Below are 26,188 nucleotides of genomic sequence, written 5' to 3' on the forward strand. Positions count from 1 at the left end.
CCGAAACATCCATTGTACAAATTATCAAACTATAGGGAATGGAGATTCTATCTTTGTTATCACGCAGAGCGGAAAGCAACGTTCAAATGGTACGACCAATAAAAAATAGACAAACGCGACTTTTATCGAGATTGTCTACATTTTAAATCAAAACATCTATGGAAACACCCTATCACTTTATAAAACAATCATAAATATAATAGGCAATGTTGCAAGACTTAATGATGTGCTAATAAGGGTCGTGCTCGAAACGAACTCCGACTCAGTGTTGAATTGAAGGGCGTACATCGTCGTATTGGCGGCAGTTGGCATGGCTGCCATAATGATCATGATTTGTTTAACCATCTCATCTACAGGCAAGAAAAGAGTTAGCATATACGCAATTGCCGGTGAAATCGCCAGCTTGATTAGCAGCGACCAAGAAATCTTGGCTTTGGCTAATTGTTTGATTGATATATTAGCCAGTTGCATGCCTAGAACGATCATTACAGTTGGGATGGCTGCATCTGCCACTAAATTGACAGCTTCTATTACGGATTTGCTCAAAGGAATATGGAGTAATTGAAAAACTGCTCCTAAAAGCCCCCCATATACGATGGGCATACGTTGGACTGCCCGAATCGCTGAGCGGATGCCATTACCATCCGGACTCCCCTTTGCAGCATAATACACGCCTACCGTACACATGACTACTTGTTGTATCACCATTAAAATGATGGCAGATTTCAGTCCAGTAGCACCAAAGAGCAAAAGAACTACAGGGGTACCATAGTTTCCGTTATTCATAAAAGATGATGCCAAGATCATCCCACACGTCTCCGTGGTCGAATAGCCTTGAAAATAAGAAATAATGTACACGACTGCGATTAATGAATAACATAGAGCTAATGTGTAAAATGCAAGATATATATAGTTTATGTTAAATGAAGTAGTATAAAAAGTCCTGAATACGAGAATCGGCGACATGATGTAAAGCGCCATAGTCGAGATGGTCTTTGTATCAAAACCGATTTTCTTTTGTCCGATAAACCCGATCGCAAATATACCGAAAATCGGCAGGAGAATAGTAAAAAACCCCATCTTTGTCACCTACATTACTTTTTGTTTTGTCATCTATTAAAGAAAAGACCTAGATTTATTACCACTCTAGGTCCTTATTACGGGTTATAAATTCAAGACAATGATACGTTCTTCAGTCATTTCTTCAATCGCATATTTTGGGCCTTCTTTTCCATTACCACTCTTCTTCACGCCACCATATGGCATATGATCGACCCTGTATGCTGAAGCATCATTTACGATCAGTCCGCCCACCTCTATTTCACGTGCTGCTTTCATGGCTACTTGCAAATCGTTCGTGAAAAGCCCAGCTTGCAACCCGTAATCAGAGTCGTTAACTTTAGCGATCACTTCGTCTATTTCTTCATATGTGGCGATCGATACAACTGGGCCAAACACTTCTTGACGGCAAACCCTCATGTCATCATTTACATTCGTTAAAATTGTAGGCCAATAGAAGGTATCTTCACGTTTGCCACCTACCTCAATCCGTGCACCTTGTTCGACCGCTTCTTTCACCCATGCCTCTACTCTCTCCGCTTCAGTAAGGCGAATCATAGGCCCAATATCTGTTTTTTCATCCATTGGGTTGCCAACCACGAACTCTTCCGTTTTTTCTATTAACTTTGCAACAAAAGTTTCATAGATATCTTTATGAACATAAATGCGCTGGACGGATATACAAACTTGTCCTGCATTACTAAAGCTTTTTTGTGAAACTAAAGTTGCAGCTTTTTCTAAATCTGAATCTTTATGAACGATGGTCGCTGAATTGTTTCCTAGTTCAAGAGACACTTTTCGTAAACCAGCCTTTGAACGAATCAATTCTCCCACACGTGGACTTCCTGTAAAAGTGAACATGTTCACATCTTGATTTTCCAGTAGCCATCCACCGATTTGCGCTCCATCTCCAGTTAGAACTTGTAGCCGTCCCTTAGGTAGCCCGGCCTCTTCAAATAAGCTTGCCAGTTTAATCGCACAGATTGGAGTTACTTCAGCTGGTTTTAAGACCACACTATTACCAGCCGCAAGTGCCGGTCCGATTTTATGGCAGACCAGATTAATCGGTGCATTAAATGGAGTGATAGCGGCAATGACACCTACTGGAACACGGACGGTAAAGGCCATGCGATTTTCGGATCCTTGAGCTGACTCAACAGGCACACCTTCTCCATGAATGCGCTTTGCCTCTTCTGCAGATATTTGTAAAGTTTGAGCAGAACGATCAACTTCTACACGTGATTCACGAATGGATTTTCCAACTTCAATCGCTAAAATTCGGGCAAATTCTTCGCGGCGCTCTAATAACAACTGAGCGGCTTTCATTAATACCTCATATCGTTCATATGATGAAAAATTTTGCTTTAGCGCGGTTTTTGCACTCTTTACGGCCGTGTCCACATGTTGTTTTGTTGCTATAGAAATTTCTGCTGCTGGTTTTTGTGTATATTTGTTTAATACGTTCATTGTTTCTGAGGTTGTTTCCCAAAGTCCCGCCACATATAAACCATATTGCTCAACTTGTGTTGCATTCATCATACGCTCCACTCCCTTATTCAAATTAAGATTTACCTAAGAAGATCTATATCATAATGATATTTATCACTGCGATATTTCGTTATCGTAAATTCCAGTGGTTTATCATCAAATCCAAAGCTTAGTCTTGTCATTTCAAGCAAAGCTTCTCCACCGCGGATGCCAAGTAAATCCGCTTCATAAATAGTCGCGTTGATCGCACAAATTTTTTCTTTTGCACGTTTTAAGAAAATTTCATTTTCCTCTAGGATGTCATAAAATTTCGCATTATTTAAATCATGCTTGTTAATTATTTTTCCAATATGGACTGGCCAACAGGAACGTTCAATCGCAATCGGTACGTCATCAGCGAAACGGATCCTCTCAATTACGCAAACTTCTGCCCCGTCTGCTAATTGAAGCATGGATGTTTCGTAATAGAGGTCTTTTTTAAAATCTGTACGCAGTAATTTTGAATTTGGTGTTAAACCTCTCTCTGTTACTTCTTCTGCTAATCCCTTCAGTCTTCCTAAACTTCCACCGATAAGGGGCTGGGGCTTCACGATTGTTCCTCTTCCTTGTTTCTTCTCCAATAATCCATCTTGAACGAGAATCGAAATGGCCTGCCTTAATGTAGTGCGGCTAACATCAAATTCTTGCATCAGCTCTTGTTCCGTTGGTATTAAAGCGTTTGCCCTCCATACTTTTTCCTGAATCCGCTTAACTAAAATGTCTTTCACCTGTAGATAAAGAGCAACATTTTTATTGGCATCTATCATGTTTTTCACTTTGTCCAACTCCTTCAAGCCAGTCTTTACGATAAAGTATATATCATGATCTAGCTTTTGCTGTAGGGAGAGATACTATTTCATTTATACATACACATCGGTTTTTAATTGAAGCATTCGTCCCAATTCAATGAGGTGTTCGGTTACATCTCCATAAACTAAAGCGAAGTGGGGTTCGTATCCTGCATGCATAAGTTTGTAAAGTGTGTCCGTAACATCTGTTATTAATTCAACTTCCACAGAAGTCCCTGAAAAAGGCTGCTCTACGTCCAATGCATTTCCTTTCATGACTAAAAGACGGTACCCTTCAGGTGTATGACTTACTCTAAAGATCGTCACGACTCCTGCTTTCAAACCAAAATCCATTGCGAATCCTATTTTCCGATTCGGATGTACACCGACTGTTGCTCCTGTGGAAGGATTGGCAAGAGAATACGCTCCTGCACCACAATGCCAAAAGACAACTGAATTTTTTGCTTCATCCACATGGACCATGTCTCCTAAATATGGCGCATTTCCACCAGCTAATTCACGTAAAATAAACATGGAAACTGACCCATGAATATCGGATTCACAAGATGTAACCACTCCGTCTTCCGTGAATTGAGATAAAGTTGAACATGGTGCTGCTCCCAACTCGTTAAAAAAGTCAGGCCAACACCGCATCGCTAATGCGTCCAACTCTTCCTGCTGAATATGTTTTTTTATGTACGTTGAAAACTGAGCGAATTTCGTTACGGTTTCATCCTTACGATTCAACCCAATAACCTGTCTCTCTGCACGATCTATTTCACCAACCCATTCTTGCTCTGGAAGTTCCACGCACTGAGCAAAAGCATCTTGTAAATCAATCTTATGAAGTGTCACCCCAAGTGCTGTTTGCAGTTCTCCTTCGTTTGCTTGTGAGAAGAAGAAACCTGGTGGATAATCACCTACAACGCCTATTTTCAGTTCACTTAATGCTTTGAAAACACGCATAACATTAAATTGCCGTAGTAAACGCTTTCTTAAATCCTCTTCATCCGGATTTCCGAAAACAAAAGCAAAAGGATGTTGATGATTACGCAGTACATTGCTTGTACTATTCCCACCTGTCAACGAGTTCAAGCGAAGACGACCGCCAACACTAGGTTCACGAACTGACCAAACAATGACAGGCTGTTTGAAATATTCCAAAATCTTGACCATGAACTCTCCATCTGCAAAAGTAACACTTTGGTATAAAATTGAATCAATTTTCACATCTTTTATAGAATCTAAAAAATCTTGAAGTTCCTCAACGGATGTCATGGTTTGATCCGGTGCTATAAGATGGCTGCAACTTTCTTCTAACCAATTCATACTTTGTTGACGATATGTTTCAGCGGCTTCAATATCAAACGTTTTTCTACCTATAGGTACATATAAAACGACCGTATTAAGCATGTACGAACCCCCTCTTATCTATTGCAAACAATTGATTATAACCATTATAAAATACATACCTATCTTTATCAATGGAAATATACATATTCAAATGGAAAGAGTATCCTTTGAGGTAAAGGGGTATAAAAGCAGCACTAAAAACACCCATCATTGTATGTTCGGTGGCTCCCATTTACGGGGCAGTTCAGGTATGACTACAATTTGATAAGTGTTTTATCCTGGATGCTCTATATGATAACAAAATTAAAGGCTCTCGGGATTAAGACATCTCGAGAGCCTGATATATTTAATAGGATTTTTTGCTGTTGATAGCATATTTCTTTCCCCATTCACCCATACTTTCTAGTATAGGCATGAAACCTTTCCCTGCCTCAGTTAGTGAATATTCTACTTTTGGGGGTACCTCTGGATAAACTTCCCTTATGACCATTTGGTCTTTTTCCAATTCCCTTAATTGACTTGTCAATATTCCTTTTGATATTCCGGGCACCAATCTTTGAAGCTCGCCAAACCGTTTAGTCTCTTTCAAATGCCATAATATTATTATTTTCCATTTGCCTGCTATTACATTTTGTGCATCTGTGACAGGGCATACCCCTATTTGTTCCTTGGGAATTTCGCCTTGAAATGAAGTTCGAGCCATGAATTATCCTTCCCTTTCCTAATGGTCTTGTTTTTGTGACTATGTTATAAAAAAGTCACTACTTACAAAATCTTGTCTAACGTAATAATATATGACTATGCTTCATCACACAATGCTATTGGGAGGAATAAAGGATGAGAATTGGAATCATAGGAGCAAGCGGCAAGGTTGGAAGTCTTATCATGAAAGAAGCAAAAGATAGGGGAATGGACGTAACGGCAATCGTGAGAAACGCTTCAAGAATTACCGAAACAAACGTTCATGTTCTTGAGAAAGATATTTTCGCGCTAACTGGTCCAGATCTTACGTCCTTCGATGTAGTGGTCAATACTTATAAAGCACCAGAAGGCGAGGAACATTTGTATGTTGATGCTGGGAGAGTCTTGGTCAAGGCCCTTAAAGAAGCTCCACAAACAAAAATGATCGTCGTGGGCGGTGCTGGAAGCCTCTTTGTTGATGAAACCAATACAACAAGGCTAATGGATACACCTGATTTCCCGAATTTTGTCTATCCGACGGCATCCAATGCCGCAAAGCAGCTTGAGGAGCTGCAAAAGACAGATTCGATTGCATGGACTTATATCAGTCCTGCCGGTTTTTTCGACCCGGAAGGCAAAAGAACCGGTTCCTATCGGACAGGCAAAGATCATGTCATTTTAAATGGTAAAGGCCAGAGCTACATTAGCTATGCTGACTATGCCATCGCAGTAGTGGATGAAATTGAAAATCCACAACATATTAATGAACGATTCACACTTATTGGTGAAGCGGAATAAATGTTAGAGCTTTGATGTTATAGATCAAAGCTACTTTATAAACTTTGGAAAGCGGGTATTGATTATGGCAAAAGTCCTTTATATTACAGCACATCCACTTGATGATTCACAGTCTTTCAGCATGGCAGCGGGAAGTGCCTTCGTTAAAGCATATAAGCAGAGTAACCCTGACGACGAAGTGGTTCATATCGACTTATATAAAGAGCATATCCCTGCACTTGATGCCGATATTTTCAGTGGGTGGGGAAAACTTCAAACAGGTAAAGGATTTGAAGAACTTTCCGAACATGAAAAAGAAAAAGTCAATCGTCTTGGAGAGTTGAGTGAACAATTTGTCTCTGCTGATAAGTATGTATTTGTTACACCAATGTGGAATTTCTCCTTCCCTCCGGTTATGAAGGCATATCTTGATTCAGTAGCAGTGGCCGGGAAGACTTTCAAATATACGGCAAACGGACCCGTCGGTTTATTGACCGATAAAAAGGCATTGCACATTCAAGCGCGTGGCGGCATTTATTCTGAAGGACCGATGGCCGATTTGGAAATGGGTCACCGTTATATCAAAAATTTGGTGGCAGGATTCTTTGGCGTTCCTTCCTTGGAAGCAATATTTATCGAAGGGCACAATCAATACCCTGATCGTGCACAGGAAATTAAAGAAAAAGGGATTCAGGAAGCAAAAGAATTAGCTCAAAGGTTTTAAAGGAAACGGTATTGTTACAAAAAATATCGCTGACGACACATTCCTTTAGTCGGTAAACTCTTAACAAAAAATAATATGACAGTTTATTGTACATTACTTAAACTGTCATATTTTTTATTTCGAACTGTAAATAGTTCATTACAGGTAAAGAGAATAAATACCTGTCAGCTCTGGAAAATAGCCTCTAATTTAGAATTTTTAAGTTCAAGGTTCATATGTTCGATATAGGACAACAAGAAACTTTTGCTGAATACTATTCGCTGCTCAATTGTCGTATTTCATCACGGTTTACTCCAATCATGGACTGCACTCCCCTCTACATAACGTTCTGCGTCTAAAGCGGCCATGCATCCTGTTCCAGCTGCTGTAATGGCTTGACGGTACTTGCTATCTTGAACATCCCCACAAGCGAATACACCCGGAACACTTGTTTGGGTGGAACCAGGTTTTACAAAAATATACCCGGTTTCATCTGTATCCAACTGCCCCCTTAAAAAGCCAGTGCTAGGTAAATGCCCAATAGCAACGAAAATGCCGTCTGTTTTGATTATCTCCTCTTCGCCAGTTCCATTGTCTTTAATCTTCAAGCCTGTTACTTCATTCATGTTGTTCGACATTATTTCAATTGGTGTTTTATTTAAACTCCACGTGATCTTTTTATTTTGCTGTGCTCGATTTTGCATGATTTTTGAAGCTCTTAGTTCATTTCTCCGGTGCACGATACGTACTTCCGAACCGAATTTTGTTAGAAAATGGGCTTCTTCCATCGCTGTATCACCACCGCCTATAACGACGATCTTTTTATCCTTAAAGAAAAATCCATCACAGGTGGCGCATGTACTAACACCTCGTCCAATATTCTCTTTTTCCCCAGGAATGTTTAAGAACTTTGCAGAAGCGCCTGTTGATATAATAAGAGATTGTGTTAAAATATCGCCTAATCCTTCTACACGCAATCTATATGGGGGCCCACTAGAAAGGTCTATACTATTCACCCATCCTGTCTTAAATTCGGCACCAAAGCGCTCAGCTTGCTTTCTCATGTTTTCCATGAGTTCGGGACCCATCACACCCTCCACAAAACCTGGAAAATTATCCACTTCCGCAGTCATAGTCAGTTGACCACCTGGTTGACTTCCCTCAATGATAAGAGGCTTCATATCGGCCCTAGCTAAATAAATGGCTGCTGTTAATCCCGCTGGCCCCGTTCCTAAAATAACCACTTTTCGCATAATTCACACCTCCGAAACTTACATTTTTCAGGGTTTATTTTCTTTGAAAAATCTCACCCTATAATAAAAATCTTATAAATAAAAAATGGGTAGAATTGAAACGTGAGAATGTAAAATTAATATGCTTTGCTAAATAATCCTTTGATATGAGTTAAGTAACGAACATCACTAGCCCCTTTCATAAGTGTTGCCGGCAACCCTTTTAATTGCGTTTTATTTCCACCGATTGTTCCAACTGCATCTTTACGTCCAAGGCTTGCTAACGTGCCAGAGAATACAGGCATGAACGGTTCCATAGCACCACCGCGTATGGACCTGGTTACGTTCACGCCCACAACTTCTCCCATTTGCCAAGCTAATTGAGCAGTTGGTGGATATGACTTTCCGTCTGTACCCAATACAATGGCACTATCACCAGCAACGAATACATTTTGGTGAGATGTAGACTGTAAAAACTCGTTTACGAGTATGCGTCCCCGTTTCACCTCCATACCTGATTTAGCTACTGCGGAGATCCCCTGTACTCCTCCAGCCCATATCATTGTTTTCGTCTCAATTGTTCTGCCGTCTTCAAGTTCAACGGATCCACCATCCATTTTTACAATTGGTATGCCAGTAACGATTGTAACGCCGCGTTTCGATAAACTTGAATAAGCACGGTCAATTAATTCTGGAGGGAAGCCTTTAAGAATGGAAGGACCAGCTTCTATACAGTAAAGTGAAATATCTGTAGGATCAATGCCGTGTTTTAAGCATAAACTTGGTATTTTATCTGCATATTCCCCAATTAGTTCAATACCAGTCAAGCCCCCTCCGCCAACCACGATCGTTCCATCCGCTTTATTTTTTGTTTTGCTATATGCAGCGATACGGCCTTCTACGTGGGCACGTAATCGATTGGCATCATTTACTGATTTTAGTACGAAACTGTACTTTTCTAAACCAGGGATACCGAAGTAAGCTGTTTCGCTTCCTAAAGCAGTCACTAAATAGTCGTAACTTAATATTGCTCCGTCTTCAAGAGATACTTCACGGTGGTCTGGTCTTATTTCTTTTACCGTCGCTATTTTTAAAACAACATTGTAGTCTTTAAGCAATTTATCAAGTGGGAGGGCAACTGCTTGTTCACAAACGCCCCCTACGGCTAGACGGTGCAGTTCTGTAATGATTTGATGTGTAGGGAACCGATTCACTACTGTAATCCTTGCTTCATCGACGCTTAGGTGTTGACGGGCTGCCATGGCTGATAATAAACCACCATACCCGGCGCCTAAAATTAAAATATGTTTTGACATATTCAATCCTCCGTCTACAATTTATTGTTTTTCTTTTGTTATATCTTTAAATACGCGATTGCAGGGCGAAATAGTTTTTACGATACATGGTGGCTATGTTTCAACTAAAAGTTCATTACTTTTTTAGCTGTTTCGAATACATCTTTATCATTCGGTAACCAAATTTTTTCTGCTTCAGTGAATGCATACACAGTATCAGGTGCTGAGACACGTAATACTGGAGATTCTAAACTTAGGATTGCACGCTCGTTTATTTCAGCGACCACATGTGCTCCAATTCCAGCTTGTTTCTGAGCTTCTTGAACGACTATACAACGCCCCGTCTTTTCTACAGATGCTATTATCGTATCCATATCCAACGGGCTAATCGTTCTTAAGTCTACAACTTCTGCCGATATCCCTTCTTTTGATAGTTCATCAGCTGCTTTTATTGACTCGTGAACCATCGCACCGTAGGTAATGATCGATAGGTCTGTTCCCTCCCGTTTCACATCCGCTTTACCTATTTCTATTGTATAATCTTCTTCCGGAACCTCTTGACGGAAGGAACGATACAATTTCATATGCTCTAAAAATACAACAGGATCGTTATCCCGAATCGCAGAAATCAACAGGCCTTTCGCGTCATAAGGGGTTGATGGAATAACAACTTTTAATCCTGGTTGTTGAGAAAGCAGCCCTTCTAAACTATCAGAATGAAACTCTGGTGTATGAACTCCTCCACCAAAAGGTGCACGAATGGTGACTGGAGCCGTCCAACGACCGCCATAACGATATCGCATGCGGGCAAGCTGTCCATTTAGGGAATCCATTGCTTCGTATACGAAACCGAAAAATTGGATTTCAATGACTGGTCGGAAACCAGTTAAACCCAAACCTATCGCAAGACCGCCTATACCTGATTCTGCAAGTGGTGTATCAAAAACGCGCTCTTCGCCAAATTCATTTTGTAAGCCTTCAGTTGCGCGGAATACTCCCCCATTTACACCAACATCTTCACCAAAAACCAAAACATTTTCATTATTCTTTAACTCTGTACGGATTGCATCGGTGATTGCTTTAATCATCGTTATTTGAGCCATGGTCTATTTCGACTCCTTTTCTTTATAGATTTCATATTGTTCTTGTAGATTGATTGGCATTTTTTCGTACATATTTTTGATCAAATCAGTAACTTTTTGTTTTGGGTATTGGTCGGCTTTTAGTATGGCAGCTTTTATATCTTCTTTTGCTTGTTCGATTACTTTTTTTTCTTCTTCTTCATTCCAAAGGTCTTTTGCTTCTAAAAATTTACGGAAGCGTACTAACGGATCTACCTCGTACCATACATTATCAATTTCTTTTGTCCGATAACGTGTCGGATCATCCCCGGACATGGTATGTGGTCCATAACGGTATGTTAATGTTTCAATTAGCGTAGGCCCCTCACCCTTAATTGCCCGTTCTCGCGCATCCCGAACTGCTGCATACACCGCAAGTGGATCCATCCCATCAACTTGAACACCTGCAATACCAACTGCTATCGCTTTTTGTGCAATAGTAGCTGCGGCAGATTGCTTTTCAACTGGAGTCGAAATCGCATAACGGTTGTTTTGTACAACGAAAATCGCTGGTGCTTTGAACGCTCCTGCAAAGTTCATTCCTTCATAAAAATCACCCTGAGATGCACCGCCATCACCGGTATAAGCAATTGCGACTGAATTTTTTCCGCGTTTCTTGAGACCTAAAGCTACACCGGTAGCTTGAATATACTGAGCACCGATAATAATTTGTGGTGCTAAGCAATTAACACCTTCGGGCATTTGATTTCCATGGTAATGTCCACGAGAGAATAAAAATGCTTGATATAGAGGTAAACCATGCCAAATAATCTGTGGAACATCACGATATCCGGGTAAAATGAAATCTTCTTTTTCAAGAGCAAATTGAGAAGCTATCTGTGAAGCCTCTTGACCAGCTGTTGGTGCGTAGAAACCTAATCGGCCTTGACGGTTTAAAGAGATGGATCGTTCATCTAAAATACGTGTGTAAACCATTCGCCTCATTAATTCTTTTAATTGCTCTCCTGTTAGATCGGGCATAGCATCTTCATTGATGACTATACCTTCTTCATTAAGAATCCTAAATGTTTCAAATTGCTGCGCAATCTCATCAAATTGCTTTTTTGCGTTTACAACAGTATTTACTGATTCAATCTTCATTTTTTTCCCTTCCTTTTCTTTATTAAATAGGCCAAAACTGCATATATCACAGATACCTATTATCTTTAATTAGGTGTAAAAAAATTCACATAATCATCACCACAATGTTCGGACGAAGGATTCTATATATTTCTCTATAGGTCTATAAATGCAGACTTCTTCAATCAACCGTAAATAGTTTCGTAACATAATTCAGTATAGCTAATTTAAATACTCCCTTAGTATGTGAACTCAGTAAACTGTGAACAGGACCCCTTATCTAAGTTCTAGGGCTTTTCGGAACCAATTCACTCCCTCTGAATGTCTGTCCTTCAATTTCAATTTTAAAGTATCATTTAGCTCTAAGATGGTTTTGCTCTTGAGATAAACTTTCATCTTCTCCTCAGCTTCTAACATGATGATGTTAATTGTACAGGGTCCACAATGAATGGAGTCTTGAACTTCTTGTCCTTCAGACAAGATGCACTTTTGCCTGATGTTTGCGCACTGAAAAAAAGGCTGCTTTCCTTCGATTGCTTCTATAACATCCCAAAAATCAATTTTACTTGGGTGTTCAGCTAATTCATACCCACCTTTAACGCCAGGCATGGAACGTACGATGCCCGACTTCTTTAATTTAGTAAAAATCTTTGATAAATACGTTTCAGAAACCCCTTGAAATGTTGCAAGTTCCTTGACGCCGACGGACCTCCCTGTAGGTAAATCCACAAAATAAGATAGGCAATGAAGAGCGTATTCGACTCCTTTGCTGAACTGCATGTGACTAACCTCCGACTAAAAAAATTGAGTCTAATATGAATTTTCCATGTCCTAGTTTGAATACTATCAAGAAATGAAAAAGTTTAACCGATGTTTTGGATATATCCCTTCCTAACCTCTGTGCCCGGTTTTAATCTGTCACATAGGTTTAAAACCATCCGTGATATTCAGTTAAATATGAAACAAATATCCAACAGATTGCTTCTTATATCTATAAGGGTAATTCATTGCTAATGCCGGACCTGTCATTGACCCATATGAGCTTTTGGCACGGTGTTACTTTTATGTTCCGGCTTCAAAAAGTTAAAAGTCCCATAGAAGCCATGTCTTTACAGTTTCCCATTACATTGTAGTTTTATCCGTAGTGCTATTACATTTTATAGAAAACATGGTTTGTATGGAATGCCAGTACTAGCCTTTCAAAACTAGTAATATGCGTTTTTTTATTGATGCGATATTTTATATAGTGGAAATAATGTCTTGAATGTATCGCTAACTAATGAAATGAACTTATCACCATCCTTCAAGATTGGATCATTTGATTGAACATGGCGACCAACAAGGAACTCTGCCTTTTTCACGTCCCGAAAGCGCTCTAACGATTTTACCAATCCTTCTTCACCTAAATTGAACATTGATTCGGCTTCTTTTTTCATATGGTCCATTGATAGGACATAATCACTCGGAATCAGCTTCCCAATACTATCGATTTCCTCGAGAAAATCACTCGCAATTTCCTTTTCGTTAGGTAATTCGTAAATGAATGCAAGCCATATGAAAACATGGTCTTCGAATAAGCCAACTTGAAAGTGCGGAAGCATTTTATATCCTTGTTTATTTGCTGATATCGCTAGCCAAGTGTCTTTTGGAGCATTAACGGTTCGACGTGCGTGTTTTGCAATATGCAAAAACATTTCATTTCCAGCTAATATGGATAGTTCATCCGTCAGTGTGTCACCCATTGCTTGAAACTTCGGCCGAATACGATTTTTTATTGCTTCCATTCTAGTTTCGAGTCCTTCTATTGTAAACGTGTCAAAATCAGCTTGATCAAAACCATTGAAATGCATGTACCTAACACTCCTTTAATATATATTTTGTTATAGAAATCAACTACGTTTTCTAGTTAAAACATCCGTTTCAAATTACCTTTTCAAACAATTGGGTTTAAACGGAAATGCAGGCTAAAAGTTTATTTACCACCTTGCGTAGTGCTTATCCTCTATAGGACCTGGATAACACCCGAAAGATCGTAAGCAGAACATTCTTCCGCAAGAATTTTCCAGGTGGCCATCTCTGTAAAGTGAATCTCATCATTATTAGAAATCGGATGCAACCTTACCTACCATGTCCAAACCATCTTCTATGATTCCTTGTGAAAGTCCAGGATATTGTGTATGACCTTCAATCACGACCGTTTCAAGTTCAGTAATGCCGCGATAATGAAGCCAATTAGTTAGAAAATTAACGGCCATCTCCTTCGATGCCATATGTTCCGAAGAGTAATCCGAACCACGAGCACATAAAATAGCAACTTTTTTGTTACTGACTTTTGTTTTCCTTGCTTGGGAAAGGTAAGAAATATAGGTTATTAATGGAGCAGGAACTGTGTAATACCATAATGGAAAAGCGAAAACTACCTTTTCGGCATCCAAGAACTGCTTTAAGTAGTGTTCAACAATATCTGTAGCTTTTGCCTCTTCAGCTGTTAACTCTAACCCTTTACTCCGCTTGAATCCTCCTGTAATCGCTGCGTTCCCATAATACGGAAGGTTTTCATTGAATAAATCTAATTCAATAATCTCTTCATTTTGTGTCGTTTCTTTAAAAGTGTTTAAAAATTTATTATACATTTGCACACTAATCGCTTGATCCTCGGGACGATCGTTAATTTTTACAAATAGTATTTTTGACATTGTTTTTCCCCTCATTTGTTTGTTATTTTCCCACCATCTAAACCAGTATGGGTCTTTTATCGTCGTTGATATTGGTCATCCAATCTTGTTAAATTTTCAAATACCTTAAAAATGATATTAGATATCTACATTATCTATAATTGATGATAAAAAAATATGAATCTTGCTTTTTTTCACTCTCCTGCTATCCTTCCTGATCTTCCAATCCATTTATGATTCACAATTAGAGATAACACATATCTGTATTATATATTATTATAGTTCCATGTCAATGGATATGTATTACATCCATATTTCGGTAAATTTTCATCATTATTTCACTCCATAGCCTTTATGAGGTAGATCTGATTGTTTTTGGACAAGTTTCCTTTACTTGCTAACCACTGCTCCAACTAAACCAACAGCAGTTATGGAAATCTTGTTTGGCATGTTACAGTCTAAATGGTTTTTTCCTCCTGGAATTCGAAAATATGGATTACTTTGAAAAGGAATTAGATGATTATATTCATTACTAAATCCACAAACGTATGAAGGAAAAATTAAACGACCTGAGTCCGTTAGAATACCGAACTCAGGTCTTAGAGGCTGCTTAAACTATAGGTCTAACAATGATGCGGTCAGATCATTTTCCGGTGAATTCTTGAACGATCAAGCCCCCGACAAATCACTTAATGGACCTTTTGTGTTTTTTGATGCAATTCGACAATTTCAATCGCTAACTCTTTTGTCGTCATGGAAGTCATCAGGTGATCTTGAGCATGAATCAGCAGTAATGGTATGTCAAAATCCTCACCATTCGCTTCAGCCTGGATCAAGGCCGTTTGAATTTTATGTGCCGCAACGAACTCTCGTTCCGCTTCCTTCAGCTTTTCTTGAGCATCGCTGGATTTACCTTGCTTTTGCAAGGAGATGGCTTCCATTGCGCAGCTGCGGGCATTTCCGCTATGAAGGATCAATTGAAAGGATAATTCAGATAAAGCTTCTTTCGTTTTCGCCAAATTAGCACCCTCTCATCTCTTTTTATTAATTATTTGGAAATTAATTGAACCGCTGTTTTCAGCACTTCTTTGCCATTGCATGTTCCATAGTGCATCGGATTTATCGTATCTACCGGGACACCCTTCTCATCTCCTATTTTCCTGATATCATTCAGTAAATAACGAACCTGCGGCCCCAATAAAATCACGTCCACCTCATCCATATGATTCCTCACTTCCGTAGTGGCGACTGCCTGGATCTTCGCGTTCACTCCTTCTTCGGATGCGGCTTTCTCCATCTTACTGACCAATAGACTGGTAGACATTCCTGCAGAACAGCATAATAGGATATTCATTACAATTCCTCCTCGGATTCTATTGATTCATCGTTCCTTGTCAATTTTTGGCAAGATTATATAATTAATCTGAATGAACTCCATGGTTTGATATAATCAAGTAAAAATCGTTCTTCCTCCACTACTTGCGCAACCAGGTTTTTCCTTTCATCCATAGGCATGTCCCGTAGTATGACTTGAAGTTCCCCTTTATATTTTCCAAAGGAATCATTGCCGATGAAAACATCCCCATTTTGCTGCGGAACAGTTTCCCGAGCCGCAAAATCCTCTTTTCCATATTTTTTGCGGACTTCCACTGACCGGACCATATACTCGCTGATATCTCCACGGCGAATATGTATTTCCTCCAAAGCGACTTGTTGCTCGATCGGTGATGCATTCGATTGAAGCTCCACTTTCAACTCGACCATGTCCCGCTGTAATGCTCCCAGCATTTTCAATTCCGCTTCACTGGCATAGGCATTTCCAATGATTACATCGTCAATCAACCCGGTAGCCCAAAGATGCTTGGCTTGTACATCAATGGATAGCTCACGATGCTGTTCCAATGTACATAATCCATCGTTGATGTCCCATGGCCCTATCTCACCCATTTGTGACGTAACGAATGCCGCTGTTCTAATGCCTTGTTCCTTGAATCTCTTGCAGCAGGAGATGAAGAACTCATAAGGCAGGCCGGTGAATTTTTGCGGATAAAAATTATGGCACCCAATCAATTGATTCTTGTTGGCTTGATGCGTCAAAATATTCAATAAATATTCAACATCATTGCTCATATTCAATTCGATTTTCAATCCATAAGGATTAAATGTCATTTTCGCTTCCTTCAAGCCATCAAAGCCTAAATCAAGACGTACGCCGTCCGCCCCCATTTCTGCAAAGAAACCTAAATCATCATAGCTTATATCAAACTTATCGAATACAGCTGGCGCAACATCAAGAATGACCTCCATATCCAGTGTTTTCGCATATGAAATGACATCTTTATATTCTTCCATTACGGTTTCATAAGGTTTTGAAACCGATAATAAGCATGTGAATATTCGTTCAAATCCATGACGATGGGCCTGTTTAATATATTGCTTGTCTTTCTCGGGTGTAGAATGTTCCGGATAAATCGATATTCCCAACCTTTTCATAGCTTCATTCACTCCTTATGTTCTTTCCATTGAACCCGCCTTGCCTGTAATTTCATCAAGTAATCACGGTAGCGGGAGGATATCATTACTGAACAGACAATGGTAGGGATGATGATAATCAAATAATAAGTCGACCCCAATGAGCTGAATAAAATGATGGAGAGGCTAATGATCAAAATGGTCAAGCCTACTGATTTCCATGGTGTTAAACCTTCAGCTACCTTCGTTCGCGAATAAAGGATTTGGGCACCGACGAACGATAGTACTGCGCCTATTATCTCAAGCATATTTTATGCCTGCCTTCTCTTCCTCCGGACCATCTTCGATTTTATTTTCATCACGCAGGTGTTGCTTTTCGAACATCTTGAAAAATGGAAAATAAATCATTAACGAGATGACGAAGTTCAAGATGACGAGAACGCCTGCCATGATCGTCCAATCCGTGCTGATTACAGCGGCAATCGGGCTGAAGACAGTAAACGGAAGCTTGGCCATGATCATAGGGATCAATCCTAATTGAAAGAACGTGTAAGAAACGATGACATTCACCAACGGGGCAACAATGAACGGCACCATCAATATCGGATTCATGACGATGGGAGCCCCAAATATGACCGGTTCGTTAATATTGAAAATGCCCGGGACGAAAGATAGTTTTCCTAGTTCTTTTAAATATTTAGATTTCGAGAATAAAAACAATACGACCAGCGATAAAGTGGAGCCTGCCCCGCCAATCCAAACGAACCATTGAATGAATTGCTCCGTGAATAAGTTGGGCAAATTCGCTGCATTGCCTGTCCTTGCAAACGCATCCATATTTTCGAGTATGGCGGAATCCCACATCGGCCTTATGATTGGCCCCAATATGGCTGGCCCGTGAATACCCAATGACCAGAAGAAAACGATGAGGAAAACGGTAAGCAGCCCCCCCACTAAACTGTTTCCTACCAATAAATTTTTGAGCGGTGACACCAAGGTCGTAATGATGGAATTAATATCAAACCCTAATCCGTAACGAATGCCCCAAAAAAGCAGGACCACGACCAATGTAGGAATCAGTGCCGCAAAGGAGTTGGATACCATGGGCGGGACACTCTCAGGTAATTTGATTTTGATGTCCCGTTTTATGAGAAAATGGAAAATTTCCACTGAAATCAATGATGTAACGATCGCTCCAAACAAGGATGCAGCGCTTAGAGAGCTGATTGGCAGCCACCTTCCTGCTTCGATGACCCCCGGAACGGATTCCATGACTTGAGTAGGAACGACACAGGTTATCAAAAAAGCCAGAACAGAAAGAAAACCTGCACTAAGCTGATCCAATTTATAATGCCCGGCAAGAGCCGATCCCACCCCAAATGCAGCATAAAGTGCCATCGCCCCGACCGTGAAGCGAAAAGGTACATCCAAAGCAGCTCGGTAAGGAGCAATCCATTCATCATACCCTTCAATTGGGAAATTCAATAAAATAACAAAAAATGATCCAATAATCGTCAATGGAAGTGTCGCAAGGACGCCGTGCCGTATCGCTAGCAGATGCCTTTGCGATCCAATCCTATTTGCCACCGGAAGCACCTTTGATTCAAGGATATTCATGAAACTGGTCAATAACCTTTCCCCCTTTAATTAAAAGACTGAAAACACAGGCAATTCAATATGTAAACATTATAACGTTATATTCATAGTGTCAATCATTTTTTTGCATGAAGATACGTAATTTTTTTATATCGAAGCTTTGTCACCATAAAGCCTTTTGTAGCTAATGAAATCTTTCTGCCAAATAAAATATAAACCTGAAACCTTTCAAAGATAAAAATAGCCGAGACGCCGATGTGGAGTTTTAATAGTCATGTACAATAAAAAAGGAAGCACTTTCCCCGCAAGGGCAAGTGCTTCCTTCAATATGGCCGGCATATATCAGGTGTTTCCGGATAAGAAGATCGGTTCCGCTTAAAGGGAAGTGCACTATTCTTTCAGATCCCACTCCGGATTCCAGACTATTTCCCAAAGATGGCCGTCAGGATCTTTAAAATGGCCGGAATATCCTCCCCAAAACGTATCGCGGGCAGGATCGGTGATGACGGCTCCTGCGCTATTGGCTTGCTCCATTACATCATTCACTTCTTCCTTGCTGCCTACATTATGACCGATCGTAAATTCAGTCGAACGGCTGTGTTAATGGAACCTTGGCCTCATGCGCTATATCGCTTCGTTGCCATATGGCAAGCTTGAGGCAAAAAAAGGCAACGGCTCCATGCTCGAATTCCTTCCCTATGATTCCTTCCGTTTTTAATCCCAAACCATCACGATAGAACGCCAGCGATTTTTCGAGATCATCCACACCTATCGTAAGTACAGTGATACGCGGCTTCAACTTGATTCCCCCTTTATGTCCTTCCCACGCTTACTTACTACCAGGTTCACATTTCCTACTTTCTTTGTCAAACCAGTCCGTTTTCCTGTATAGTGAAAGAAACAGTCCAGATTGAACAGCTACAATTGACCCTCTCTTGAGAAAACTGCACGGATACCGAAAGGAATTACGATTACCCATGATTTCATTCATTCTAACCTTAAAACGTTTCTTAAAGGCGCTATGGTCCGCCTTTCACTTGAAGAATTTCCAGGTTCTTTTCGTGTTGGTTCTGGTTATGTTGCTTTCAGGAACACTCTTCTATGTTAAGCAGGAAGGGCTGAGCATAATCGACTCGCTTTACTTTTGCGTTGTCACTCTAAGCACCGTGGGCCACCCCAGCTTTGAACCGCAAACAACTTTCGGGAAAGTGTTCACGATGATTTATATTGTCGGCGGCACCGGGTTATTCATGGGCTTGCTTGGCTATCTTGCCTACGCCGTCATTAAGATGCGTGAAAGCGAAAAGTGAAGGAATGCCCCTTATGGCGGGCATTCCATTTTGTTTATTCAAATTCATTATGTAGATATAACAAGCTGAGCGTATTTTCCTATTCCTTAATCTAGTCCTGCTTTAATACTTACACTACCTGACCGATCTGACCGATCCGACCGCTTCCATTTTTCCTGATAGAAAAAAGCACCCATGTCTGGGCGCTTCATGATATGCTTATTCATCTATTCCAAAATGGTCTGCATCTGCTATTATTATTCGGGTTACTGCCACAATTGACGTTTTCTCTACCGTTTCATATACGTCTCTCTCGTACACCGGATAATAATGCTCATTTCTGACCACGGTCCTGTTTACATTAATGACTTCCGTCGGATGAATATGCTTCACCACGCGCCGGTTCGTCCTGGTATTCACCACTGTTCTCGTAGGATCCGTAATCACTTCTTCCCTTTGTTCGCGACATTTCCTGCAATTACAACTCATAAAAAAACCACCTTTTTTTTACTTCTTTGTAGCTTATGAAGACAGGTGGAAACTTGTACTAAGCAAAAAAACCATTTTCATTTACTGAATCAAAAAAATCCCCCTCTAAACAGAGAGAGATCGTCCTGACACTGAAATAATAAGATCGTTCAATTTGGCTCAACATGAACATGAACATCATACACCCCATGCTCAGTCATCATCACTTTTTCAACATGTGTCGCTATATCATGTGCTTCTTTTATATCCAATGTGGAATTAACAAGAATCACGACATCGATGACTTCGTTATTGCCGTAATTTCTCCCTTTGATTTCTTTTATGCCCTTGACCCCATTGACATTCGTAATGACATCTTTATAGAGATGGATTTTATTCTCATCAAATCCATCGGAAAGTTCATGAGAGGATTGGCTGAATATTTCCCAGGCTGTTTTGCATATTAAAAGCCCAACAATGATTGCCGTCAGCGGATCAAGCCATGGCATGTTCAATTGCGAGCCAAAGATTCCAATAGCGGTTCCGATACTTACCCAAGCATCCGAAATATTATCTTTGGAAGCGGCCATAACGGCTTTGCTGTTAATTTTAAGAGCAAGTCTTTTATTATACCGATATACAAAATACATGGCGAGTGCCGATAAAATCCCCACATACCCCGCGATTATGTCAGGTGATTCCTTGCCCCCGTCAAGCATGGACGAAACGGCATCGATCAACACCTGCACACCGACGGCAAACATGATGAATGAAGCAACCATGGAGGCAATCGTTTCACTTTTCCAATGACCATAGCCATGATCTTTATCAGGGGGCCTCTGTGCCAGCCTTAAACCAATCAGCACGGCAATGGATGCGATAATATCGGTCGTATTATTCAAGCCATCCGCTTTCAGGGCAGCCGAGTCACTTATGTAGCCAATGACCAGTTTTATAATAGATAGGCAAATATAAGCGATAATACTGATGATTGCACCACGTTCGCCTAATTTGAGGTCATTATACTTTTGTTCTTCCATTCAACTTCCCCCCACAATTAAGTACCTAAATATCATACCAACATAAAATTGGGTGGGTCTATAGCAACCTTTTTGTATCGTTTTATATATGTAAGCGCTAGGTAACTATGTTGCATGAAGCAAACTATCTGAAAAGGGAAAATATATTCATTACTCTTTTAATACCATTACCAATGCCAAGGGCAGTTGTGTAAAAAAGGATAGAAATGATGCTAGTTTAAACAAGTTCTTCATTTATGAACATCCTTGTAAGAGGTATATGTCTATAATATTCTTTAACACAAAAAAACGGGTCGCTCCGCAACCCGCTCCCTAATTCCATAAGTATAGAAGATCTTATATTTCATCCCGCCAACACCGCATTAGAATTATTAATTCTCGCAAAAATTCCGGAGTATGCTTCCCTTCAAATAAAAAAAGTCTCATGTTATCTCCAGAGCCTATGCTGTACCTGGTTTGAAATGAATTGGTCCAGTGAAACTGCCGCTTGATAAATCAATTCGTCTTTTTAGACATCCGCTTATACCTTTTGAACTTATTTCCTTCACGCGTTCAAAATAAATACTAAAATTACGTGGCCATCTTTATTATCTTTACCATTGCATCTTCATTCGGATCGATATCAAATGAGAATACTTAAGCATTTATTCATTCTAAGGAATTCGGAAAGCATAACTCTGAGTGTATTTATGATTTCAAATGGAATTACGATCACTGTCCCACTTGTAATCATCTCCATTTTAATATTCGGCTAAAATCAGATAATCCCCTTCTTCCCTATAGGCTAAACATGGCTGTATCCTGTCTCTTGGATGATACGTTACCGGTTTCTAAATGTCTTTATCCTAGCATATCCTTTGAAAAGTAACGTAAAGGGGGGATTTATTCATGTTTTTTGCAAATACACCAAAACCGCCTTACTACGCTTGCATCTTTACTTTCAGCAGAAATGGAGGAGATCAGGCAGGCTATGAGTCAATCGCTGATTTCATGAGTGAGCTTGCCTCTCAGTAAGAAGGCTTTTTAGGAGTCGAGGGCGTAAAGGATCAGAACGGTTCAGGAATCACCGTTTCTTATTGGATATCCTTGGATTCAATCAAACATTGAAAGGAAAATGCTTTACAAAAAAAAGCCCAGGATAAAGGCATAAAAGACTGGCACTCATCTTATTCCACACGCATTTGTAAGGTTGAAAGAGAGTACCGCAACAAGGGATAACACTAAGATACTCGTTCACTCAATACGTTTGTCATAAGAGGGACCGCTTTTCAGCGGTCTTTTTTCATCCCTTCGATTCAACGTTAGATGATATCCAAATCTTTTCTTAGCAGGGAGTACATCAACAAATCATCGAATTTCCCACAAGTATATTCATAATGCCTAAGCAGGCCTTCTTTTCTAAAGCCTTGCTTTTCCACCATTTTTTGTGATGGAAAATTGCCTGGCTCGATCAAAGCCTCGATTCTCTCCAATTGGAAGTGACGATATCCATACATGACGACTGCTTTCAAGGCTTCCCCAGCTATCCCTATTCCCCAATGAGCTTGATTTAATTCATAACCAACTTCTGCCCGAAAATGTTTTGGAACCATATTCAAAAAACCACAGCTCCCGATTACCTTCCCGTTATCTTTCATGGTTATGCCCCATCTAATCCCTGTACCTTCTTTTCGTATCGACTGATACCATTCGATTTCATCCAACACTTCATGAACCGTTTGACAAGGCTCCAGACCCATTGGCTTCACAACGTCTATATCAGATAGATATTCAAACATATCACCTGCGTCAGCCTTTGTTGCTTCACGTAAGATCAATCTTTGTGTCTCGATTACTGGAAATCCCTTTTCCATATTTATCCCCCATTCTTTCCGTACGCGTCGTTCCCCATGCTATTTGTATACCCATGTCTATTCATAAATGTCTCTCTCTAACGTCCGCCCGGAGCATTATCCATATATTAACACATTAGTTTCTTGATTTTGGGCATCCAGAAGATGATTTCTACAAGGAAGGGACGACTTTAATCCGTTATTCCCATTAGTCCCGGCCGCTTCACAGGATTAATAGAACTTAAGTGGCGTTATCTGGTACTGATCAATAGGCTGAATGGGTCTTTTTTACCTATCCTTAATAAGTTGGCAAGAAGATAAGCAAACTATAGAATATTGCAGTTTGAACCATCTTTCCCACTTTATTGGTTCATTGCAATCAGGGAGAAATAAGGAATATCAGTATAGCTGCTGTTCAATTAGTGCTTTATCAAAATGTTATGGGGTGCATGGTTTATGAAAATGAAAAAAGCATTTATTGGTCTATCACTATTATTCATGATTGTTCCTGGCATTGCCAATTCGGCAAATTCCATACATCCCAATGCTGATGATGATCGAGCCACTATCCTGGCGGATTGGAAATTCACAAGAAAGCATGTCAAAAGCGGTTCAATCGAAAATGGGGACTTAATGATAGAGGATACAAGTAAGAATGGAAACGATCTGGAAATGGTGACGATGGGGAATTCCGCCGAGCCTCAAATCCAAGATTTGATTCAATGGTCTGAAGAAGATTATCATGAACGTGATGGAGTGGATAGCCTGAAATTCGCTAATCAAGATAAGAGCCCTTCAGGACGGTACTTTAGGACAAGGAAAGGTGCACCGATCAATTCGGAGAATTTCGATGAAGGTTTTACATTAGAAGTGATTTTCAAATTGCCAAGTAAAGCCAATGATGGTTTAGGACTTTTCTCAAGACAAGGAAAAGCGGCCAATCTTAATAAAATGGACGGCGAAAAGAAAATGCTTTCTGCACTGACTGTATCGAGTGATCAAAAAATCCATTGGACAAGTCATCCTTCCAATCTAACTTACAATGTCAGCAATTGGTCCAGATCTTTGAATGCTGATGAATGGTACCATTTGGCTGTCGTGAATGATGGCATTGCGACCACCTTGACCTTGAATGACATCAGTGATTACGGTGCATCGGAAAAGGTAATTGGCATTGCATCATTGAACGGGAAGGGCTGGAATATCGGTGCTTCCGAATGGGGCAATAAAGTGGATAAACTATTTACGGGGAATATCGAGGAAATACGGATAGCCAATAAAGCTTTGACTAAAAAAGACTGGCTTGTACAGAATCCCCGTGACGATAATCCCTTCGAAGGCTCTAATAAAAAACTGCCCTTTTTAACGAATAGGAAAAATTATAACTTCGTTTTCATTCCCGATACCCAGAAATATTCAAGCCAAAATCCTGAGATCTTTCATAGCCAGATGAATTGGCTTTCCAAGAACTCGATGAAGAACCATATCATCATGAATACCTTCGTAGGCGACATTGTCGATGGTGATACAGAAAGACAATGGCAAAATTCACTTGAAGCCATATCAAAATTGGATAAGTATCACGTTCCATATATGATGGCGGCAGGAAATCATGACTATGCTTCCAAAAACCCTTTCCTGACACACTATGGACCGCACCGTTTTCAAAAAAAAGGATACTATAAGGGCTCATCTCCATCCAGATATAGCTCCTATGCAATCGCTAAGGCGGGAAGTTATCGCTATTTGATCTTGATCGTCGATATGAAAAACCTACATAAAGACTTACAATGGGCGAAAGGCGTCCTTGACCAGCATCAAGAAAAACCGACGATTCTCGTCTCGCACGATATCATTTTTCCTACAGTGAAAAAAAATGAAATCGTCGCCCTTGAATCAGCTAATGGCCGGCTGATTTGGAATGAACTTGTAAAAGATCAGAATCAAGTATTCATGACAGTAAATGGACATTATTTTGGCATTGCTCACCAAGTCAAGAAAAACACAGCCGGGAATGACGTCATTCAAATGGTTGTTAATTATCAGTCGGATTATCGCGGCGGGAACGGCTGGCTAAGACTCGTGGAATTCAACGAAAAGAAAAAACAATTATTTTTCCGTACCTACTCGCCATATGTAGATGATATGTCTAAAAAAGAAAGAACCTACGCCGATTATAAATTTTTAACAGATGCAAACAATTCATTCATACTGAATTGGGATTTCAAACGGCGATTTTCCTTTAACCGCCCTAAACGCTAATGAAAGATGGAAAGGAGAGCTTGTTTAGCAAAGCAAAGTCATAATATGCTCTCCCTTCAAAATGTTGCCTTTCGACAATGATGGAACGATTGCACCTATACCTCACTGACTATTGGATAATCGGTAATGAGGTATAGAAAAGGATGTTACCTTCCCCAGCTTACCTGTTAGCACCGATATTGATGAATGGCTTGGATATGAAGCTTATTTTTTGGGAGGGATTTTTTTTTAACCCTTGATCCTCCATATACTTGTCCCTGCTTTAAATACGTTATATTGCAATGGAGCTTCCTTAATTGAAGATCTAGTTTGTTTACTTTTATTAGGGTCTATTTGAATGAATCTCCTGAATTTTTGTCCAAACGTTTATTATTTATTTGATTCGTATAGTTCCAGAGGCAATCCATCCGGGTCACAAAAAAAGGCAAACCTTTTTCCAGTCAGCTCATCAACCCGGATAGGCTCGACAGGAATATTATCGTTGCTTAATTCTTCTATTGCTTGATCAATATCCTCCACTTCAAAAGCCAGATGTCTTAGCCCCCTTGCTTCGGGATAGGTTTGTCTTAAGGGGCTTTCCGGGAAGGAGAACAATTCCAACTGATACACCCCACCGACCAGTAGATCCAATTTATACGACTTCCTTTCTGCGCGATAGGTTTCATTCTTAATTTCACATCCAAGAACATTTACATAGAAATCTTTTGATTTTACATAATCAGAACAAATGATGGCTACATGATGGATTTTTTTTAGCTTCATTGCTTCCTCCAATACCTGTTTTCTTAGGGATTATACCATCATTTCCTAGTATCTTCTTCTATTTCCTCTCTAAAACCCCCTTCTTACGTTAAATAATATGTATGAAGGCAAAATGGATAATTACCATCGAGGCAACTCCCTTCGTTACCCTCAAAATGCTTATCGGTCCAGTCATT

25 protein-coding genes and 2 pseudogenes are annotated in these 26,188 nt (G+C 40.0%); 5 read left to right on the plus strand and 22 right to left on the minus strand.

The annotated features are described in order from the left end of the window. Positions 1-177 precede the first annotated feature (177 nt). From QNI08_RS08790 to QNI08_RS08810, 5 genes are all read right to left on the minus strand, one after another. A complete protein-coding gene (locus tag QNI08_RS08790; RefSeq protein WP_285767039.1) occupies positions 178-1,080 on the minus strand; it encodes an AEC family transporter in 903 nt (300 codons plus the stop codon). Between the two features lie 84 nt (positions 1,081-1,164). Continuing rightward, complete coding sequence (locus QNI08_RS08795) at positions 1,165-2,598, minus strand: aldehyde dehydrogenase family protein (RefSeq protein ID WP_285767040.1); 1,434 nt, start codon at positions 2,596-2,598, stop codon at positions 1,165-1,167. Positions 2,599-2,627: 29 nt separating this feature from the next. Further along, on the minus strand, positions 2,628-3,353 hold the full coding sequence (locus QNI08_RS08800; protein ID WP_285767141.1) for a GntR family transcriptional regulator: 726 nt from the start codon (positions 3,351-3,353) through the stop codon (positions 2,628-2,630). 93 nt (positions 3,354-3,446) lie between these two features. Further along, a complete protein-coding gene (sftI, locus tag QNI08_RS08805; protein ID WP_285767041.1) occupies positions 3,447-4,787 on the minus strand; it encodes a sulfoquinovose isomerase in 1,341 nt (446 codons plus the stop codon). Positions 4,788-5,073: 286 nt separating this feature from the next. Continuing rightward, on the minus strand, positions 5,074-5,430 hold the full coding sequence (locus QNI08_RS08810; protein WP_285767042.1) for a winged helix-turn-helix transcriptional regulator: 357 nt from the start codon (positions 5,428-5,430) through the stop codon (positions 5,074-5,076). A gap of 134 nt (positions 5,431-5,564) precedes the next feature. Between QNI08_RS08810 and QNI08_RS08815 the strand changes: the two genes are divergently transcribed. Both QNI08_RS08815 and QNI08_RS08820 read left to right on the plus strand, forming a co-directional pair. Next, a complete protein-coding gene (locus QNI08_RS08815) occupies positions 5,565-6,206 on the plus strand; it encodes an NAD(P)-dependent oxidoreductase (protein WP_285767043.1) in 642 nt (213 codons plus the stop codon). Between the two features lie 64 nt (positions 6,207-6,270). Continuing rightward, positions 6,271-6,909 carry an FMN-dependent NADH-azoreductase gene (locus QNI08_RS08820; protein WP_285767044.1) on the plus strand — a complete coding sequence of 213 codons (639 nt, stop codon included), beginning with the start codon at positions 6,271-6,273 and terminating at the stop codon, positions 6,907-6,909. 281 nt (positions 6,910-7,190) lie between these two features. On the opposite strand, the gene trxB is transcribed toward QNI08_RS08820, so the two are convergent. From trxB to QNI08_RS08885, 13 genes and pseudogenes are all read right to left on the minus strand, one after another. After that, positions 7,191-8,141, minus strand: coding sequence for a thioredoxin-disulfide reductase (gene trxB, locus QNI08_RS08825; protein WP_285767045.1), 951 nt, complete (start codon positions 8,139-8,141; stop codon positions 7,191-7,193). A gap of 116 nt (positions 8,142-8,257) precedes the next feature. Beyond that, the gene (locus tag QNI08_RS08830; protein WP_285767046.1) at positions 8,258-9,436 is read right to left on the minus strand and encodes an NAD(P)/FAD-dependent oxidoreductase; all 1,179 of its coding nucleotides are present in this window, start codon (positions 9,434-9,436) and stop codon (positions 8,258-8,260) included. Positions 9,437-9,540: 104 nt separating this feature from the next. Beyond that, a complete protein-coding gene (locus QNI08_RS08835) occupies positions 9,541-10,518 on the minus strand; it encodes an alpha-ketoacid dehydrogenase subunit beta (protein WP_285767047.1) in 978 nt (325 codons plus the stop codon). 3 nt (positions 10,519-10,521) lie between these two features. Further along, positions 10,522-11,637 carry a pyruvate dehydrogenase (acetyl-transferring) E1 component subunit alpha gene (gene pdhA, locus QNI08_RS08840; RefSeq protein ID WP_285767048.1) on the minus strand — a complete coding sequence of 372 codons (1,116 nt, stop codon included), beginning with the start codon at positions 11,635-11,637 and terminating at the stop codon, positions 10,522-10,524. Positions 11,638-11,892: 255 nt separating this feature from the next. Next, positions 11,893-12,396 carry an RrF2 family transcriptional regulator gene (locus QNI08_RS08845; protein WP_285767049.1) on the minus strand — a complete coding sequence of 168 codons (504 nt, stop codon included), beginning with the start codon at positions 12,394-12,396 and terminating at the stop codon, positions 11,893-11,895. 443 nt (positions 12,397-12,839) lie between these two features. Then, positions 12,840-13,466, minus strand: a complete 627-nt coding sequence (locus QNI08_RS08850) for a YktB family protein (RefSeq protein ID WP_285767050.1) — start codon at positions 13,464-13,466, stop codon at positions 12,840-12,842. Between the two features lie 249 nt (positions 13,467-13,715). Continuing rightward, positions 13,716-14,312, minus strand: coding sequence for an FMN-dependent NADH-azoreductase (locus tag QNI08_RS08855; protein WP_483313757.1), 597 nt, complete (start codon positions 14,310-14,312; stop codon positions 13,716-13,718). A gap of 668 nt (positions 14,313-14,980) precedes the next feature. Beyond that, a complete protein-coding gene (locus QNI08_RS08860; protein ID WP_285767052.1) occupies positions 14,981-15,310 on the minus strand; it encodes a PTS sugar transporter subunit IIA in 330 nt (109 codons plus the stop codon). Between the two features lie 29 nt (positions 15,311-15,339). Continuing rightward, a complete protein-coding gene (locus QNI08_RS08865) occupies positions 15,340-15,645 on the minus strand; it encodes a PTS sugar transporter subunit IIB (RefSeq protein WP_285767053.1) in 306 nt (101 codons plus the stop codon). A 56-nt stretch (positions 15,646-15,701) separates the two neighbouring features. Further along, the gene (locus tag QNI08_RS08870; RefSeq protein ID WP_285767054.1) at positions 15,702-16,784 is read right to left on the minus strand and encodes a DUF871 domain-containing protein; all 1,083 of its coding nucleotides are present in this window, start codon (positions 16,782-16,784) and stop codon (positions 15,702-15,704) included. Positions 16,785-16,792: 8 nt separating this feature from the next. Beyond that, the gene (locus tag QNI08_RS08875; protein WP_285767055.1) at positions 16,793-17,071 is read right to left on the minus strand and encodes a hypothetical protein; all 279 of its coding nucleotides are present in this window, start codon (positions 17,069-17,071) and stop codon (positions 16,793-16,795) included. Continuing rightward, a complete protein-coding gene (locus QNI08_RS08880; RefSeq protein WP_483313763.1) occupies positions 17,064-18,380 on the minus strand; it encodes a PTS sugar transporter subunit IIC in 1,317 nt (438 codons plus the stop codon). Before QNI08_RS08880 ends, QNI08_RS08875 begins: the two co-directional genes overlap by 8 nt. 369 nt (positions 18,381-18,749) lie before the next feature. Further along, a pseudogene (locus QNI08_RS08885) lies at positions 18,750-19,158 on the minus strand (VOC family protein). A 178-nt stretch (positions 19,159-19,336) separates the two neighbouring features. Here QNI08_RS08885 and QNI08_RS08890 point away from each other — a divergent pair. After that, positions 19,337-19,669, plus strand: a complete 333-nt coding sequence (locus tag QNI08_RS08890) for a potassium channel family protein (RefSeq protein ID WP_285767057.1) — start codon at positions 19,337-19,339, stop codon at positions 19,667-19,669. A gap of 198 nt (positions 19,670-19,867) precedes the next feature. Here the strand turns inward: QNI08_RS08890 and QNI08_RS08895 are convergent, their stop codons facing one another. Continuing rightward, the gene (locus QNI08_RS08895) at positions 19,868-20,137 is read right to left on the minus strand and encodes a CotD family spore coat protein (protein WP_285767058.1); all 270 of its coding nucleotides are present in this window, start codon (positions 20,135-20,137) and stop codon (positions 19,868-19,870) included. 149 nt (positions 20,138-20,286) lie between these two features. Continuing rightward, positions 20,287-21,156: a cation diffusion facilitator family transporter gene (locus QNI08_RS08900; protein ID WP_285767059.1), complete on the minus strand. Its 870-nt coding sequence runs from the start codon at positions 21,154-21,156 to the stop codon at positions 20,287-20,289. Positions 21,157-22,044: 888 nt separating this feature from the next. On the opposite strand from QNI08_RS08900, the pseudogene QNI08_RS08905 reads away from it, so the two are divergent. Continuing rightward, positions 22,045-22,374: pseudogene (locus QNI08_RS08905) on the plus strand (antibiotic biosynthesis monooxygenase family protein). Positions 22,375-22,457: 83 nt separating this feature from the next. On the opposite strand, the gene QNI08_RS08910 reads toward QNI08_RS08905, so the two are convergent. Beyond that, positions 22,458-23,009 (minus strand): GNAT family N-acetyltransferase, encoded by a 552-nt coding sequence (locus QNI08_RS08910; protein ID WP_285767060.1) that lies wholly within the window; start codon positions 23,007-23,009, stop codon positions 22,458-22,460. A gap of 435 nt (positions 23,010-23,444) precedes the next feature. Between QNI08_RS08910 and QNI08_RS08915 the strand changes: the two genes are divergently transcribed. After that, a complete protein-coding gene (locus QNI08_RS08915; protein WP_285767061.1) occupies positions 23,445-25,250 on the plus strand; it encodes a LamG-like jellyroll fold domain-containing protein in 1,806 nt (601 codons plus the stop codon). A gap of 369 nt (positions 25,251-25,619) precedes the next feature. On the opposite strand, the gene gloA2 is transcribed toward QNI08_RS08915, so the two are convergent. Then, the gene (gene gloA2 / locus QNI08_RS08920) at positions 25,620-26,012 is read right to left on the minus strand and encodes an SMU1112c/YaeR family gloxylase I-like metalloprotein (RefSeq protein WP_285767062.1); all 393 of its coding nucleotides are present in this window, start codon (positions 26,010-26,012) and stop codon (positions 25,620-25,622) included. Positions 26,013-26,188: the final 176 nt, after the last annotated feature.

This window comes from Peribacillus folii, from assembly GCF_030271255.1.
In the GTDB taxonomy this organism is placed as follows: Bacteria; Bacillota; Bacilli; order Bacillales; family DSM-1321; genus Peribacillus.